This is a genomic window from Psychrobacter sp. CCUG 69069 (assembly GCF_021023115.1).
Taxonomy (GTDB): domain Bacteria; phylum Pseudomonadota; class Gammaproteobacteria; order Pseudomonadales; family Moraxellaceae; genus Psychrobacter; species Psychrobacter namhaensis.
In genome coordinates, this window is the sequence record NZ_QQAI01000018.1 from 20509 (window position 1) to 37169 (window position 16661).

Sequence of the window (16661 nt, forward strand, 5' to 3'; positions counted from 1 at the left end):
AAAAACCCGCCAAGTAAGCGGGTTTTTATAAAATAACAGGGATCGAAAATCACTCTGGCATCTCGTAAAGCAGCTTGTCGAGGGTAATAGGAAAGTCATAGACCCGAACACCCACAGCATTGTAGACTGCATTCGCAATAGCAGCGGCAGCACCCGAAATCGCCGTCTCCCCAATGCCTTTAATATGCATTGGGTTGGTATAAGGATCGTCTTCTTCTACTAAGATCACTTCTAGTTGCGGCACATCGGCATTAACTGGGACATGATATTCAGCAAGATCATGGTTACATATGCGGCCGTCACGCTTGTCATGAATGATCTCCTCCATCAAGGCTGAACCAATCCCAAACACCATACCACCGTAGCACTGCGAAGTCGCTGTTTTGTGATTGAGAATACGTCCTGCTGCAAAGGCACCTGTCATACGTTTAATACGTATTTCACCAGTGACTTTGTGTACCGCAACTTCAGCAAAGTTGGCACCAAAAGACGATTGGCGATGGCTCTTGCCATTTTTGCCCGGTTTGATTTGTCCTTTAGCACTGAGCTTTTGCTCATCATATTCAGCGACGATATCTGCTAAGGCATAGGATTGAAAATTGCTAAAGTCGTATACTCTTGTGGCAGGCTCTGGTAACGCGATGCCCGTTTTTTTATTGACCTTCTGCTTGAACCCTTCTGTCTTATCTTTAACCGCCTCAACAGCCGCTTCTGTGTTACTCAGATGGTGCTCACCTGATCGTTTAATCTGGCCTTTATCAAGCTGAATGGTATCGGGGTAAAGACCGACTTTTTCTGCCAGCATGTCACGCAGCTGCTCACACGCAAGATAAACCCCACTACCTGCACTGGCAGCGCCCACACTACCGCCCGAGCCTGAAGCAGGAGGAAAACTACTATCACCCAGTTTCATCTCGATATGGTCTATCGGTAGGCCCAATATCTCAGCCGCTACCTGCGAAAACACGGTATAAGAGCCGGTACCAATATCAGTCATGTCCGTTTCAATAACGGCTTTGACACCCAGATCTTTTGTTTCATCGACTTGTAAGGTTGCTCGCGCCTCTGAAGGTTTTAATTGGTTACCGCGCGCAGATGCTGCCATCCCCGTCCCTATCCACCAATCGCCCTCTAGCTGACTGGCGGGCTTAGGATTGCGTTTCTCCCAACCAAACTGCTTGGCCCCTTGCTCCATACAGGCAATAAGCTGCCGGGTCGAAAAAGGAATATCTTGAGTTGGGTCTTTTTCAGGCTCGTTACGGCGGCGCAGCTCAATGGGGTCGATATTCAACTGTGAGGCCAATTCATCCATCGCACACTCAACCGCAATCATACCTACCGCTTCACCGGGGGCGCGCATAGAGCCTGATAGCACTTGGTTGACATCAACTTGTTTGTAGTTTACTCGGCGATTTTCACCGCGGTATAAATACTTAGTCGATAAGGCAGTGGGTTCAAAAAAAGCCTCCCCTGGCAAGTTGCTGCTAACAGTATCGTGAATCATAGTGTTGATAATACCGTCTTTATCACAGCCAATCGCGATACGCTGACGAGTGTTTGAACGTCTGACGGTTGCTTCCATGACTTGCGAGCGAGCCATACAAATCAGTACAGGACGGTCCAGCTCTTTCGCAGCAATAGCCGCTGCAATCGATTCAGGCGCAATGCCCAGTTTACTGCCAAAGCCGCCACCAACATAATACGATATCAGTTGCACCTGATCTTTATTTAAGTCTAAAGCGTCCATGACTTGTTGCTTACAAGAAGCAATCATTTGATTGGACGTATACATGATGAGCTTGTCTTCTTCCCAGTAGGCTAAGGTCGCATGCGGCTCCATAGGAGAGTTGCTCTGGCTTGGGGTATGATAGAAGCGATCGAGCGTCACCTCAGAGTCTGCCAGTCCTTGCTCTGGATCGCCATTTACGGCGTTTTTATCCGAGCCTTTTTTTTCATTGACCTCATGCGCATTAGGCAACTCTTTGGTAAAGTTTAATGCCGCTTGCTCTGTCTCGTCTTTATAGCTGACCTTGAGAGCGTGCGCCCCCTCTGTTGCCGCCTCAAAAGTCTCCGCGATGACCACGGCGATCGGCTGACCATGATAAAAAATTTCGCTAACACCTTGCGTTGGCGCTTTGGTTTCGCCGCCCTGCTGGGGGTTACGCAAAAACTGTTTTGGATCCGTCACAACTTTTATGATGCCAGGAATATCCTCTAAAGCACTGCTATCGATATTTTCAACTTGCCCTTTGGCAATCTTGGCACTCACCAAAACGCCATAAACTTGATTGTCTCGATGAATCTCTGCTGAATAAGGCGCTTGACCACTGACCTTTAGGGAGCCGTCCACACGATTAATGGGTTTGCCAACCAAATTGCTTGCCGTCTCGCTAAACAAGGAGCCAACAGGCTCATTCATCATCATTTTTTTGGTAGGTTCTGATGGAAGTACTGAGTCCAATAATGACATGATTATGCTCCTTCGCCGGCTAATGCGCGCTGAATGACTTGCTTTAATAAACGTCGCGTCAGTGGTATTTTAAAATCATTTTGGCCATTACCTTTGGCCTCTTTTAATAGCAAATCTGCTGCCTGTCTAATAACATCAGTGTTGCCATCTGTATCCGTTAGTAGTGCCTCAACCTTTTCATTACGCCACGGCTCCGTACCAATGCCGCCAAATGCCAAACGGATGGTGGTTAGCTTGCCACTGTCATCCACGTCTATTACGGCAGCACAAGACACTAGCGCAAAGGCATAAGACGCGCGGTCTCGGACTTTGTCATAAGTGTGTATCCCTTTGATAGGCGCTGGGAGTACCACATGAGTAATGAGCTCGCCGCTCTCCAGGACGTTTTCGATATGCGGGGTGTCTTTTGGGAGACAATAAAAATCTTTAATAGGAATGGTGCGAGTACTGCCATCTGTTTTAACAGTCTCAATCTTCGCATCGAGTAACCGCATGGCGACAGCCATATCAGAGGGGTGCTGGGCGATACACGCCTCACTCGTACCTAAAATAGCCAGAGTTCGGTTCTCGCCGTTGATTGCGGGGCACCCGGTTCCCGGTTCCCGTTTGTTACAGGGACTGTCTGTCTGATAAAAATAATAGCAACGAGTGCGCTGTAAGAAGTTACCGCCGGTAGTCGCTTTATTACGCAGCTGCCCTGTGGCACCAGCCAAAATCGCTCTTGATAACACCGGATAGTTGGCCACAATATCAGGGTGGGCCGCCAAATCACTGTTGGTCACCAGCGTACCGATACGCAAACCACCGTCAGCAGTAGGCTCTATCTGCTCTAGTTCTAAGCGTGTCACATCCACCAGCTTGATAGGCGTCTCAATCTCATACTTCATTAAATCTAACAGATTGGTACCACCAGCGATAAATGCGGCTTCCTTTGGACTCGCTGAAGTGGCAGCTTGTATTGGTGTGTCAGCACGGCTGTATTCAAAGCGTTTCATGAGCGGCCTCCTGCTACCTTCGTGTGGGCGGTATTCTGCGATGAACTGCTTAGCTGCGCTTCACTAGGCGGCGGTGACCAAATGCCCGTGACTTCTGACTCTTGCATTGAGCGAGTCTCAGAGCTTGTAGACTGATCGTTGACTTGGTTTTCAAGCACTTGTGAGATGGCCTTGATAATATTGGGATAAGCGGAGCAGCGACAAATATTGCCACTCATACGCTCAGCGATTTCTTGCACCAGCAACCCATTAGGATTTTGCAGATCAGTGGTCACATAGCTTGGCCAGTTTTGCTTGACCTCTTCTATCAACGCGGTCGCTGAACAAATTTGCCCAGGCGTACAGTAACCACATTGGAAAGCATCATGATCTTTAAAGGCTTGCTGCAACTCCGATAACGACTCCGGCATACCAATACCTTCAATGGTCGTAATCTCATCGCCCTCATGCATGACCGCGAGTGTCAAACACGAATTGACCCGTCGTCCATTGATGAGAATGGTACAGGCCCCACATTGGCCGTGGTCACACCCTTTTTTGGGTCCAGTGATTTGTAGGCGCTGACGACAGACATCGAGCAGTGTCGTGCGCGTGTCGAGATTATCGAGCTGATAATCTTGCTTATTAATGGTTAACGTCAAAGTAGACATGCTGGCTTCTCGCTGGCAGATAAACATAAAAGAATGGTGATAAACGCACCTCAACAGATGCGCTGATCCATTTATTATGACTGAACAAAAAGGGGGTTTTGTTTTTACTTTGTAGTCCTTAAGGTGTAGTTTTTAATCTAAAACGTCCCTAAAACAGGAGACTTTTTGTCCGCTGATTTATTATTAGGCAGACTTTCAATGAGTGAGTACGCCTATTAATGGCGGCTTAAAGCATCGCTATTTTCACAAATAAAAACTTTGGAGACGCGGCTTATCAGCGTCTCTTTACTGGTTACATTTGCACTACTTAAGTCGTAACTTAGAGGGCATTGTAATAGTCTGCACATTCTCTTAGGATGGCTTAATAACACTTTAAATAGAGATCACTTTAGACAGAAGTACTAGACAAAAAACAAATAACAACACCTGCGAGGAATTATGAAACAGTCAGAAAAGCCACTCCGCATAGACATTGTCTCAGATGTCGTTTGCCCATGGTGCGTCATTGGTTATCGTCAACTGGCAAAAGCACTTGAGCAAACCAATACGGCTCATACCATTCATTGGCATCCGTTTGAATTAAATCCTAATATGCCAAGCGAGGGTCAAAATCTGCGTGAACACATCATTGAGAAGTATGGTTCAACCAAGCAAGAATCAGACGCCAGCCGAGAGAGAATGACTGAAGCCGGTCAAGAGGTTGGTTTTGAGTTCAACTTCACTGACGACACGCGTATGCACAACACCTTTAATTTGCATCAGCTTCTACATTTCGCTGATCAGCAAGGACGCATGCATGATTTGAAACAAGCGTTATTTGCGGCGCATTTTACCAATAATAGAGATATCTCCGACATCAACGTGCTTGCCGATATTGCAGCAGAGAACGGCCTTGATCGTAGTGAAGCGCTGGCAGTGTTAGAAGGTCAGTTTTTTGCTAAGGAAGTACGAGCGGCGGAGCAGCATTGGCAACAGCAAGGCATTCAAAGCGTACCAGCAATCATTTTTAATGAGCGCCATTTGGTCAGCGGGGCGCAAGGGGTCGATAATTACATTAATATTTTAGAGCAGCTGGCCAACATGTCTGACTAAAACATCATTTATGATAAAAAGGATTTTTTATGGCCTCTGACCACTCTCCCTCTATTCACGCCCCATCGATTATTGTGTTCGATGTTAATGAAACGCTACTTGATATCAATACGCTTGCGCCTTTATTTACACGTGTCTTTGGTACTCAGACTGTTCTTAGAGAATGGTTTGCGCAGATGGTGCTTTATTCACAAACCATGACCCTATCCGGTTTTTATACCCCTTTTGGTGAGCTTGGCGTCGGCGCATTACGCATGACGGCTGACATTCATCAGACGATGCTGACAGAGGACGACATTGCTGAGCTAAAAGAGCGCATGAGCAGTATGCCCGCTCATCCCGACGTAATACCAGCACTGACTCGCTTGCGTGATGCGGGGTTTCGCTTGGTGACGTTGACCAACTCAGCAAGCAGTCCCTCCCCAACGCCTCTGGAAAAAGCGGGACTGAGTGAGTTTTTCGAGCAGTCTTTTAGCGTTGAGACGGTCGGTAAGTTTAAACCTGCAGCTGACACGTACCAACTGGTCGCCAAAGCGTTGTCTGCTGAAATGTCCGATTTGTGTCTTGTGGCCTGTCATCTATGGGACACCATCGGCGCACAAGCGGCTGGCTGCTCTGCCGCTTTTCTGACGCGGCCGCATAATGCCATGCTTCCGGCAACCAATGTGCCAGTGCCTGACTTTACGGCAGCAACTTTGACCGCACTTGCCGATGAGATCATTGCTAAAAAGCAAGGTTCAGCATCAGCCAGCGTTAGAGACTGACTAAAAAGGTCTGTAAAACGCGCCGCTGTACTCTCACAACAACACAACAACGTTCTCTTAAAACAAAAAAATGCTACCCCAATGATAGGCGTAGCATTTTTATTTTATGGCGTTGATGCTGTAGTGAGCGCTTACTCTGTAAAATGAACCACAGAGCGAATACTCTCACCTTTGTGCATGAGTTCAAACGCTTCGTTGATGTCTTCTAATGGCATGGTGTGGGTAATAAAATCTTGAAGTGGAATTTCACCCGCTAAATAGCGCTCAACATAGCCCGGTAATTCGGTGCGACCTTTGACACCGCCAAATGCTGAACCTTTCCAGACGCGACCTGTGACCAGCTGGAATGGACGAGTAGAGATTTCTTGCCCCGCACCTGCGACCCCGATGATGATCGACTCGCCCCAGCCTTTATGACAGCACTCAAGCGCTGAGCGCATGACATCGACGTTACCGATACATTCAAATGAATAATCAACACCGCCATCGGTTAGATCCACGATGACTTCTTGAATCGGCTTGTCATAATCTTTCGGATTGATGCAATCAGTGGCGCCCAGTTTTCTGGCCAGCTCAAATTTGCTTTCGTTAATGTCAATCGCAATAATACGGCGCGCTTTTGCCATCGCAGAACCAATCACTGCTGATAGTCCAATACCGCCTAGTCCGAAGATGGCAACCGTTGCGCCCTCTTCAACTTTCGCTGTATTCATGACCGCGCCCATGCCTGTGGTGACCCCGCACCCTAGCAAGCACACTTCTTCTAACGGCGCTTCTTTGTTGACTTTGGCCAAAGAAATCTCTGGTAAAACGGTGTACTCTGAGAAAGTTGAGCAACCCATGTAGTGATAGATTGGCTCACCGTCTTTATAAAAACGCGTGGTGCCATCTGGCATGAGTCCTTTACCTTGCGTCTCACGTACCGCAGAGCACAGGTTGGTTTTACCTGAGCGGCACATTTTGCAGACGCCGCATTCAGCTGTGTACAAAGGAATGACATGATCACCGACTTCAACGCTGGTCACGCCTTCGCCGATTTGCTCAACGATACCGCCGCCTTCATGACCCAAGATCGCTGGGAATACGCCTTCTGGATCTTCGCCAGATAAGGTAAAGGCATCCGTGTGACAAACGCCACTGGCTACGATTTTTACCAATACTTCGCCTTTTTTGGGCAGCATGACATCCACTTCTTCGATCGATAGTGGTTGCTTTGGGCCCCATGCAATAGCGGCTTTGGATTTAATAAATTTATCTGACATATCAATGCTCTCTTTTTTTAATGGATTGTTTTTATGGGATATAGTCGTGTCACTTTAAAAGGGCTACAAAGCGACTGGCTCAATTGATAATAATGCTAGCTTATCTTGCTTACCAAGCACAGGCAAGTGTAGGCAAGCTGCCAGGCAGTAGCGTTTTGTGCTTTGCTTTAATAGTGACCATTATAGTTTTTTCTGTGAGGATAACAATATGCTATATTTGCAAATATCTTTTACATAATGGTAATAATCATGCGCTGGGATGGTATTAGCGAGTTCGTTTATGTCGCGGAGTACGAAAGCTTTACCCGCGCGGCAAAAGAGTTGGGGGTGTCTACGGCGCAAGTCAGTCGGCAGATAAGTGCGTTAGAGAAGCGACTCAATATTAAACTGCTATATCGGACAACGCGCAAAGTCTCACTCACAGAAGAAGGCCGCGTGTTTTATCAACACTGCCGCGGGGTGCTCGATGGCTTAGACGCGGCCGAGCAAGCCGTCGGTCACTTACAATCAAAACCTCAAGGTCGGATTAAACTGACCGCGCCTGTGACGTATGGTGAGCAGCAATTACTGCCGCTGATAAATGACTTCATGAGGCAATATCACGATATCGAAGTGACGGCTTTTTTAAGCAATCAAAAGATTGATTTGGTTGAGGGCGGCTACGACTTAGCGGTTCGCATCGGCAGATTAAGCGATTCGACCCTGATGGCCAAAAAGCTCAGTCATCGCACCAACTTTGTCTGCGCAGCGCCTGCTTACCTTGAAAAACATGGTACTCCGCATACGCTAAGCGCACTGAGTCAGCATAACTGTTTGTTGGGTACTCGTGACTATTGGCATTTTATCGACACAGCTAAAGGCACAAGTCAAAAAACAGATAAAGAAAGGAACCTACGGGTGACTGGAACCGTGCAATATAACAGCGGTCATAGTCTGGTTGATGCGGCGCTAAAAGGTTTGGGGATTGTGCAACTACCTGATTACTATGTGCAAAAGTATATCGCATCCGGCGAGCTGGTGAGTGTGTTGGATCGCTATAGGGAGCCCGAGGAAAGTATTTGGGCCGTTTATCCGCACAACCGTCATCTATCGCCAAAGATTAGAGTACTCGTTGACTATTTAGCAGAACATTTAGATTAGACATTTTTAGGAAAATCTTTAGACAATAATTAGACAATCGTTAAAGCTGATTGCCAATTTAAGCGAAGCCGTATTACCGATGTCTCGCAGAATAGCTGCCCTCAGAAAGCTCGGATAGCCCTGTTTAACCCTTTAATTCTACCTTTAGCTTCTTGGCACACTCGATGATCTTGTGTCTATCGGCTGGGATAGCACCGTGCGCAATCGCTATTTCGCGCATTTGTACCGTAATATCATAATGTGGATAACTGGCATTGCGATGAAACAAACGCTTATCGACGTCAATCCATGCCGCAAAGTCATGCAGTTCTTGTAACGTATCGGCCAGCATATGACACCACTTAAACCCCCTAAACTCTATACGGACAAAATCCACATATATCGCCATAACACAGCCCCTCATATACATCTTATTTAACGTCAAAAACACCCTTCAACTGTGTTTCGGGATAGCAAATATCTGGTCATAAACCCAGTTATAGACGAAGGCATAGACTAGGTAAAAGGTTGCCATTGCGATATCCATCTTAAATGCCTCCCAGAGGCTAATATTTAAATACCAAGCGATGACGGGTAAAAATAACAGTAGTAGCCCACCTTCAAACAGTATCGCATGCAGCACTCTAATTAGAACCGTCTTCTGTAGCGTACCACATAGTTTGAGCATGGCGCGGTCAAACAAAATGTTATAAAAATAATTCCAAATGGTAGCCACGATAGAACCCACCAAGGCCATCATTCCCATTAGATGTAACTCAAACCCAAACACCAAGCTTGCTAATGGTGCAAAGATCAGCAGACCTATAATTTCGAACCCTAAGGCATGTCGAATTCGGTCTTTAGTGGTACGCATAAAACTTCCTAATGGGTTTATTGGCTCACATTATTGATTACATACAGTCATCACCAGCAGCTGTTTATGATCTAACGTAAAACAAAGCGCTTAGCGTAAGTCGCGTACATTTTTCTTTAGCTGCTTTAGCGCTTTTTGGTACTCACTGTGACTGATTTCAAGCAGGCTTAGACGCCCATAGCGTAACTGTCGATAGTCTTGTTGAATGCGCGCAATTTTTGCTTGCCTGTCTTGTGGATTAGCCCGTTTTTCTGACTTATTAACGGCATCATTTTTAGTATTCGCATGACTGTCGCGGTTATCAATCGTTGCTATCAATCGCTCAAGCCACGCCAATTGCCCTTCGTTATCCTCTCGCGCCAGCAAAGTATCACGCTTACTCAGACGTTTAGAGAGCTGCACGAGCGGCTGGTCTGCTGGATGCCAACGTTTGCGTCGACGTTGCCAAATGATGAATATCAAAACCACCATGACGATAATTGCGCTAGCAGCCAACCAGATAACTTGCTGCATGATTGAGCGGATATTGAACCACTTTAACAACGAATCTGCCTGCCTATCCTGATCATAGCCGACCACGTCTTTTTGCCAATAATAGCTGGCCTGATCCGATAAACGCCGCAAGGATTGGAGCATTTGATACTGCTGATAGCTGATTTGGGCCCCAGCGCCATCCCCAAACATGGCGGCTCCTTGTGACTGAGTCACCGCATCCATACCCTGCTCCACGCGCTCAGGCGCAACGAAAGCTGTCGGGTCTACCCGCGTCCAGCCCTGCCCCTCAAGCCAGACCTCCGTCCAAGCATGCGCATCCTTCTGTCGCACTTCCCAGACATTGCCGCCGCGGCTCAGCTCACCACCTTGATAGCCCGCGACTACTCGTGCTGGGACACCCGCTGCCCGCAACATAAAGGTAAAGCTGGAAGAATAATGCTCACAAAACCCCGCTTTGGTCTCAAACAAAAACTCATCGATACGGTTGGTATTTAGTCGGGGCGGTGATAGCGTGTAGCGAAAATCCGTTTGATGAATCCAGCGCTCAATAGCACTCATATAGCGAACTGGATCTGACCCTGACTGGGCAAAAAGCTGCTTAGCCAGTGCTCTTGCTTGTGGATTACCATCGGCTGGTAGTGCAAGATTTAGCTGCCGCGACTCGCTATCTAGAATGGGATCGATACGCATTGGCGCAAACTGTAAGACATCATAGCGAAGTTGCTGGGTGACGGGTTGATCTTTGAGCAAGGTAAAGTTTGAGGTGATACTGACGTCCTGCCTCTGAGTAAAAGGATAGTCGAGTCCAAATAGCCAGCTTTGTTGCGTGGGCTCTAAAATAACCTTGTAACTGGTAGGGGCGGCTTTTACCTCGTCAGGGACGGTCGTCAATGCACTCTCAATCCAAGTAGGCGCTGGCCGTGAAGGTTGCCACTGTCGTGGCTGCGAGCTTGGGCGCCATGTGACGCCATCGAAATCACTAAAGACCAACCCTCGCCAATAAAGCTGCTGCTGCGGTGGACGGTCATCTGCAAACGCTACGCGAAACGCCAGCTCCGTTGATTGACCTAAGCTGGCAAAGTCACCAGGCGACATGCTATCGGACACACCCGTGGTCGCTTGCTGTCCTGATAATTGTACTGACCATAGCGGTGGCAAGCGCGGGAAGAACAAAAACAGCACGACCAACAATGGCATTGCCCCGATACCCAGTACGCCTAAAGTACGCAAGCGACCCTCGCCGCGAGTATTGCCGTCGTCGTTTAGCGCAATGAATGCTAGCAACACAATCACCACACCGACTACCACTTCTAGCGTGGTCACCAGACCTTGATCCATCAAAAACAGCGCAGCAAGCACAAACAGCGATAAATTCAATATGACATAGGCATCACGGCGCTTATAGAGCTCCCAAAGCTTACTGATAAGACATAGCACCAAAAACGCCACACCCATGTCCAGCCCAAATGACGTGTTGTAGGTCAGCCACAAGCCTACCAAGCCCAATAAAAATCCAAGCATTTGCATGCCTTGATACACACGTTTTAAGTGGTGTATTTCTCTAAACCGTGCCTTCGCCTGTGGCATTTGAGCAATGATACTGACGATCGCAAACCCCATTAGCCATAATGGCAAGTGAGCAGCATGAGGTAGAACAACCACAACTTGAGTAATTAGCACCCAATAATAGGCAGGCAACGCCAATAGTTTGCGATACCATTTGTCTTCGCTAGCAAGGTTGCTTCGCTCAACAGGGCTTTGACCCAGTGCCAAACGCTCAAAACCCGCCGTGCTGACAGCCAAGACTTCTCTAGATGCGTTTGTAGCAGGCATATTTATGAAACGTTGAGAGTCCGTCATGGTACTTTCGCCAATCGTAGCAAACAAGCTTGCGCAAAGCCGTCGCCTTCACCCATCGGTACAGCAGAGGGTCCGTCATTCGGTAAACGCACTGTAAATGGGACGCCTAGCTGTCCTAGTGTTATCACGCCATAGGCCAGTTGTGACAGTTTTTGCTCATGGTGCGCTGCGGGCATATCAACATAATCTAAGGTTTGCTCATGACCGATAGGATCAGCAAAATGCTTGGTGAACATGCCCTGACCGCGCGCCACATGCCCCCAGGAAACACGAGCCAACGACTCCCCTTCGACATAATTGTCTAGACGCTCAAAATCATCTTGCCCTTGCCGATACTGTCCGCCAGTTGGCAAATCCTCTAAGTGTGCCACGGTGTGCGGCGTTTGCCAATCAAAGGCTTCTGGCTTTGGGTAGACCCAAGCGGTACGCGCAAAATACACATAGGACCACGCACGCATGATACCTAAAGGATAAACCGTTTTTATGGTTAACCGTGGTAATTCAAGCTGCCCCCGACTATGAGTCGGCACAGACAAACGAATCACTTGCTCACCTTGTAGCTGTGTCACCAAGACAGAATGCTGACTATCCTCATTATTCTTAGTCTTTTTCTTAACCCTTTTATCAGTCTTATGATGGGACTGCTCGAAACTGAACAACAACTGTCGTCTAGGCTGCCGGCTATCGCTACGTATTTGCAAAGTGACCCAGATAGACGCACCTGCTTCAGCCATCGTTACTTCTAACAAGCGTACTTGCACGCCTGAGATATGCGCAAAGGTCACATGAAAGCTGATGAGCCAAACACTGACAAGATAAAAACACAAACCCAGCACCAAATTATTGCCATAATTGATACCTGCAATAAAGGTGATGACCAATAACACCGCAAACAGCATACCTTCACGGCTAAAAAATATATAGACATTACGCAAATTGAGCGTCGCACTGTCCTTTTTGGGCGCACGCGAGGCAAACCAACGACTTAATGCTGAGGAAATGGGGACGGTTAAGGCTTTTGGTAAAAAGTTCATGACGACCCTACCCTTACCCTAGAATTGACGATAATTATGATATGTGGCGACAGTTTTTAGACAACAAGCTTTTAGATAACAAGCTTTTAAACAACAACAGGCACTTCTGCCAAGATACGTTGCGCAATGGTCTGCGGTGCTTGTCCACCCGTTACATGCGCAGGGACAAAACGCTGTCCCAAACGATGGTCAGTGACCGCCGCGAATACCGCTTGAATGTCTTCAGGCGTCATCTCCATATGCCCCGATACATAGGCATATGCCTGGGCGGCACGCTGCAGGGACAACACACCGCGCGGTGATAAGCCATGATACTCTTGGCTGGTGCGCGTTTTGGCGACCAGCCTTTGTAGATAGTCCAATACCACATCCGCAACGTACACTTGCTTGACCCCTTGCTGGGCTAACAAAACAGCCTCTGTATCAAGCACAGTGTCCAACTCTTTTAACAGTTCACGGCGATCTTGGCCTTTTAACAGTTCGCGCTCCGCCGCAGGTGACGGATAACCTAATGATAGGCACAGTAAAAAACGATCAAGTTGCGATTCAGGGAGCGGATAGACACCCGCTTGCTGCAACGGGTTTTGCGTCGCTATCACAAAGAATGGCTGCGGCAAACGATAGGTTTGTCCGTCTTGCGTCACTTGTCGCTCCTCCATGGCTTCTAGCAATGCACTTTGCGTCTTTGGACTAGAGCGGTTAATCTCATCGGCAAGCAGCAGCTGCGTAAAAATAGGCCCAGGACGAAACTCAAATTTCAGTTTACTTTGGTCATAGATACTCATGCCTAAGATGTCTGCAGGCAACATATCATTGGTGAACTGCACTCGGCTAAAACTCAAGCCCAGCAGCTGTGCCAATCCTTGCGCTAAAGTCGTCTTACCCATCCCTGGCAAATCTTGCAGCAACAGATGCCCCCCTGCCAGTATGCCACTGAGCGCCAACTTAACCGCCTGCGGCTTATCTAGCACAATTTGATTTAACTGTGCCATTAGCTGTGCGATTTTTTGCTGATTGTGGTGGTAGTCGGTCGCTGCATGGGTCATAGTCAATTACTGGCTCATTTATTTATGGGAATCAGGAGGATCAATTAAAGGTTACTTTGTACTGTCTCCTACGATCGGCGGCGCAGCACGAAGCGAGGACAGATAAGCGATCACATCGGCACGCTCTTTGGCATCAGGCATAGGGTTTGACAGCATTTTTGAGTCTGGCATGACTTTTTGGGCATCGGCAATGTAAGGATCAAGGGTTTTTGCGTCCCAGACCCAACCTGATTGTTCTAAACTTTGACTATAGGTAAAATCCTCTAAGTCAGCGGCTGGCGCTCCGTATATGTTCATCAGCTGTGGCCCTTTTTTATTGAGACCCGCATTGAGCTGATGACACTGTCCACAGGCGTCTTGATAGATGATCGCGCCATTATCAACATCACCCTCAGTATATAGAGGCAATGTCACAGGAGCACGGTGATCAGGGGGCACACGCTCACAAGCAGTGAGTAATAAAACAGCGGCAAAAAGAGCGCTTACTTGACAATTACTGATCTTAAACATTTTTGGCAATCTTTGGTTGAGGAGTGTCAGTCATGAGTGAGCGACATAAATCATGATGCCATGAGCAAGCACGCAAAAAGCAAAATCATTTGTCACTTATCAATAACTTTTTATAAAAATACAGCGTTATTTATCAGTGTTTACACCAACAAATAACGCTTAAACGATAGCAGTAATAATGGTTGGCTGTACCTGATCACCAAACTATTAGGCAATATTTAGTTTAATTTACAACCTTTATGGTGCTGCTAGGCTCTTCTAAGTAATACCCTTGCAGATAACGCGCGCCCACGCTCCATGAAATGGACATGGTCGCGGCATCTTCAATATAAGGCATCAACACATCGACATTGATGTCGTTGGTACGCACGATAAGGGACTTAACCGCTTCCAAATTATCCGCTGACTCAAGACCTTCTGTATAACTGCGGGCCAAACGCACCATGTCTGGCTGTACAAAGCTGGCGATTTCTATAGATTTGGCCGAAGAACCAAAGTTATTAACACCCATCTGACAGCCAACTTGACTCAGTGCGGAAAACTGCGTTTTCGCGACAGTTAAATGATCCGAGATAGCTTTTTCGTTAAACTGAAGGGTTAGCGTCCCAGCGGCACCGCCCACTGCTTTTATCAGCTGACTGACTATATTGGGAAGCTTTTTATCGATTAATGAGGCGCTGGTCAATTGCACCAACAGACGGGCTTCAGGATGGTTCTTACGTACCTCATTGACTTTTTTACACGCATTAATCAACACCCAGCGATCTATCTTTTCGAGCAAGTTATGGGTCTTGGCAACGCCCATAAACTGATCAGGGGTCAAGACTGTGTTGTCAGCATCTGCCAGCGGCAATTTCAGATACACTTCAAAGAAATCACTACGATCATTATTAATGTCATATATTGGTTGAAATGAAAGCTCAAAGCGATTATTGGCAATGGCATCAATCAAAGACTCAGCAAGCGCGTGATCATCACTATTGGCATGTTCGCTTGGGTCGTACATATGATAAGTGCCGCCATGATTAGAGGTTTCCACCATGACCTGATGAATAGCATCCATAGCACGCTCGAGCACCACACTAGGCTCTGCTGTATTTTGTTCAATTTTGACAATACCAATACTAACAGTGGTACTGATCGTACGCTTATCCACTTCGATAAGCATGTCGCGGATACGCGAACCAATAACCTCAGCCAGTTTTTTAAGCTCAGCGGCTGTCTTATCTTCTACCAATACAGTAAAGCCAGTGTCGCTAAAACGGCTCACATGTCCGTCTGTTATCAAGTCGTCTAACGTGTAGGCGACCTGCTTCACGGTCGCATCTATTCCTTGCAAACCCAAGCTACTGCTAATCTTACCGATATTATCGAGCTGTATATATAATAGTGCCGCCGTCAGCAGACCTTGCCGCGCTTGCTGGTGTACTCTTGCCATCTCCTCTTCAAAGCCGCGGCGATTGTCAATGCCAGTCAAGCTGTCTTTACGCTCAGCCTCTGCCAACCGCTTAGCAACCTCAGCACTGTTAGTGTTATTCTGTTGAATAATGACCTGAGTCACCGGCTCGCCATCTAAGGTCGCAGCGGCCAGCTGTAATTTCGCCTCGAAGGTACTACCGTCCGTCCGCACGCTTTCAAACTCAAACTCGACTTCTTGACGGCTGCCTTTATCGAATTGACGTAAGAATTTTTTGAAACCCTTAACGTTGTCGCCACCAGCAATCAGATCAATAATAGGCACGCCGATGACATCATTCATCGACTCAAAACCAAAAAGCTGCAGATAAGGGTCATTGGCAAAGATATGGATACCTTGGTCTATGTAGGCAACCGCACTTTTAGAGTTTTTAATCAAGACATTCGCACGCTGCTCTGCTTCAGAGAGTACACGCCGTAACATTTTGAGCTCGCGGCGACTACGTAAGTTGTCGTGCTGCAAACAAATAGACATCACCACGGCCATTTCTTGCTCTACTTTAAGAGCCTTGACCATCGTACCGCTAATAATATCAGGGAACCCTTCGTCATCATTAGCACTCACTGCCATCTCTTCATTCATCAGGCAAATCATCGGCAGATCAACACCTTGCTCTTGTACGATGCCCACGACATCCGTAAAGCTCATATCATAAGCGTTGCCAAATACCAGTACATCCCAAGGTTGCCGCAGCAGCTTTAACAGCTCCTCTTTATCGTCCAAAAATCCCAAGTTTATGGTGTCATAATAACCATCTAACAAGTGCACAAGGCGCTCAGCGTAGAGCTGATCGTCATCGATGACTAATAGATTTAAGACGGACTGAGTGCGCATAAGAAGCCTTTTGAATCTTGTGATCTTTTTTATGTCTGACTGTTGAAACCGGATACCTTTGGCAAAAATCAAGCAAGCACTATGGGAATTAGGCTAAGCGACTTTTATCATGGGGGCATGCTTGTTGAGATTAGGATGCCATGCTGGTCAGCCAAAGGCAACACATAGACTGGCGTAAT

Annotated in this window: 14 protein-coding genes; 3 read left to right on the forward strand and 11 right to left on the reverse strand. The window is 47.3% G+C overall.

Features of this window, described 5'->3' with window-relative positions; all coding sequences use genetic code 11:
* Window positions 1-49: 49 nt before the first annotated feature.
* The 3 genes from DVY93_RS10650 to DVY93_RS10660 are packed head-to-tail and all read right to left on the reverse strand — an operon-like array spanning window position 50 to window position 4115.
* A complete protein-coding gene (locus DVY93_RS10650; protein WP_230710703.1) occupies window positions 50-2470 on the reverse strand; it encodes a xanthine dehydrogenase family protein molybdopterin-binding subunit in 2421 nt (806 codons plus the stop codon).
* 2 nt (window positions 2471-2472) lie between these two features.
* Window positions 2473-3465 (reverse strand): FAD binding domain-containing protein, encoded by a 993-nt coding sequence (locus DVY93_RS10655; RefSeq protein WP_230710705.1) that lies wholly within the window; start codon window positions 3463-3465, stop codon window positions 2473-2475.
* Entirely contained in the window at window positions 3462-4115 is a 654-nt protein-coding gene (locus DVY93_RS10660; RefSeq protein WP_230710706.1) for a 2Fe-2S iron-sulfur cluster-binding protein, read from the reverse strand. The genes DVY93_RS10655 and DVY93_RS10660 overlap by 4 nt, the downstream gene beginning before the upstream one ends.
* Before the next feature lie 438 nt (window positions 4116-4553).
* Between DVY93_RS10660 and DVY93_RS10665 the strand changes: the two genes are divergently transcribed.
* Together DVY93_RS10665 and DVY93_RS10670 are read left to right on the forward strand one after the other, a co-directional pair.
* Entirely contained in the window at window positions 4554-5207 is a 654-nt protein-coding gene (locus DVY93_RS10665; RefSeq protein ID WP_193005432.1) for a DsbA family oxidoreductase, read from the forward strand.
* Window positions 5208-5236: 29 nt separating this feature from the next.
* Entirely contained in the window at window positions 5237-5971 is a 735-nt protein-coding gene (locus tag DVY93_RS10670) for a haloacid dehalogenase type II (protein ID WP_230710708.1), read from the forward strand.
* Between the two features lie 131 nt (window positions 5972-6102).
* Here the strand turns inward: DVY93_RS10670 and DVY93_RS10675 are convergent, their stop codons facing one another.
* The gene (locus tag DVY93_RS10675) at window positions 6103-7233 is read right to left on the reverse strand and encodes an S-(hydroxymethyl)glutathione dehydrogenase/class III alcohol dehydrogenase (protein ID WP_230710710.1); all 1131 of its coding nucleotides are present in this window, start codon (window positions 7231-7233) and stop codon (window positions 6103-6105) included.
* A gap of 249 nt (window positions 7234-7482) precedes the next feature.
* On the opposite strand from DVY93_RS10675, the gene DVY93_RS10680 reads away from it, so the two are divergent.
* On the forward strand, window positions 7483-8373 hold the full coding sequence (locus tag DVY93_RS10680; protein WP_193005434.1) for a LysR family transcriptional regulator: 891 nt from the start codon (window positions 7483-7485) through the stop codon (window positions 8371-8373).
* Between the two features lie 124 nt (window positions 8374-8497).
* On the opposite strand, the gene DVY93_RS10685 is transcribed toward DVY93_RS10680, so the two are convergent.
* The 7 genes from DVY93_RS10685 to DVY93_RS10715 form a co-directional block, all read right to left on the reverse strand.
* Window positions 8498-8761 (reverse strand): DUF4031 domain-containing protein, encoded by a 264-nt coding sequence (locus DVY93_RS10685; protein ID WP_193005435.1) that lies wholly within the window; start codon window positions 8759-8761, stop codon window positions 8498-8500.
* Between the two features lie 45 nt (window positions 8762-8806).
* Window positions 8807-9226 carry a PACE efflux transporter gene (locus tag DVY93_RS10690; protein ID WP_230710712.1) on the reverse strand — a complete coding sequence of 140 codons (420 nt, stop codon included), beginning with the start codon at window positions 9224-9226 and terminating at the stop codon, window positions 8807-8809.
* Window positions 9227-9316: 90 nt separating this feature from the next.
* Window positions 9317-11554: a transglutaminase family protein gene (locus DVY93_RS10695; protein WP_230710714.1), complete on the reverse strand. Its 2238-nt coding sequence runs from the start codon at window positions 11552-11554 to the stop codon at window positions 9317-9319.
* 23 nt (window positions 11555-11577) lie between these two features.
* Window positions 11578-12615 (reverse strand): DUF58 domain-containing protein, encoded by a 1038-nt coding sequence (locus tag DVY93_RS10700; protein ID WP_230710716.1) that lies wholly within the window; start codon window positions 12613-12615, stop codon window positions 11578-11580.
* Window positions 12616-12701: 86 nt separating this feature from the next.
* Window positions 12702-13661: an AAA family ATPase gene (locus tag DVY93_RS10705; RefSeq protein ID WP_230710738.1), complete on the reverse strand. Its 960-nt coding sequence runs from the start codon at window positions 13659-13661 to the stop codon at window positions 12702-12704.
* Between the two features lie 51 nt (window positions 13662-13712).
* Complete coding sequence (locus DVY93_RS10710; RefSeq protein ID WP_230710717.1) at window positions 13713-14171, reverse strand: c-type cytochrome; 459 nt, start codon at window positions 14169-14171, stop codon at window positions 13713-13715.
* Between the two features lie 223 nt (window positions 14172-14394).
* Window positions 14395-16482: an EAL domain-containing protein gene (locus tag DVY93_RS10715; RefSeq protein ID WP_230710719.1), complete on the reverse strand. Its 2088-nt coding sequence runs from the start codon at window positions 16480-16482 to the stop codon at window positions 14395-14397.
* Between the last annotated feature and the right edge of the window lie 179 nt (window positions 16483-16661).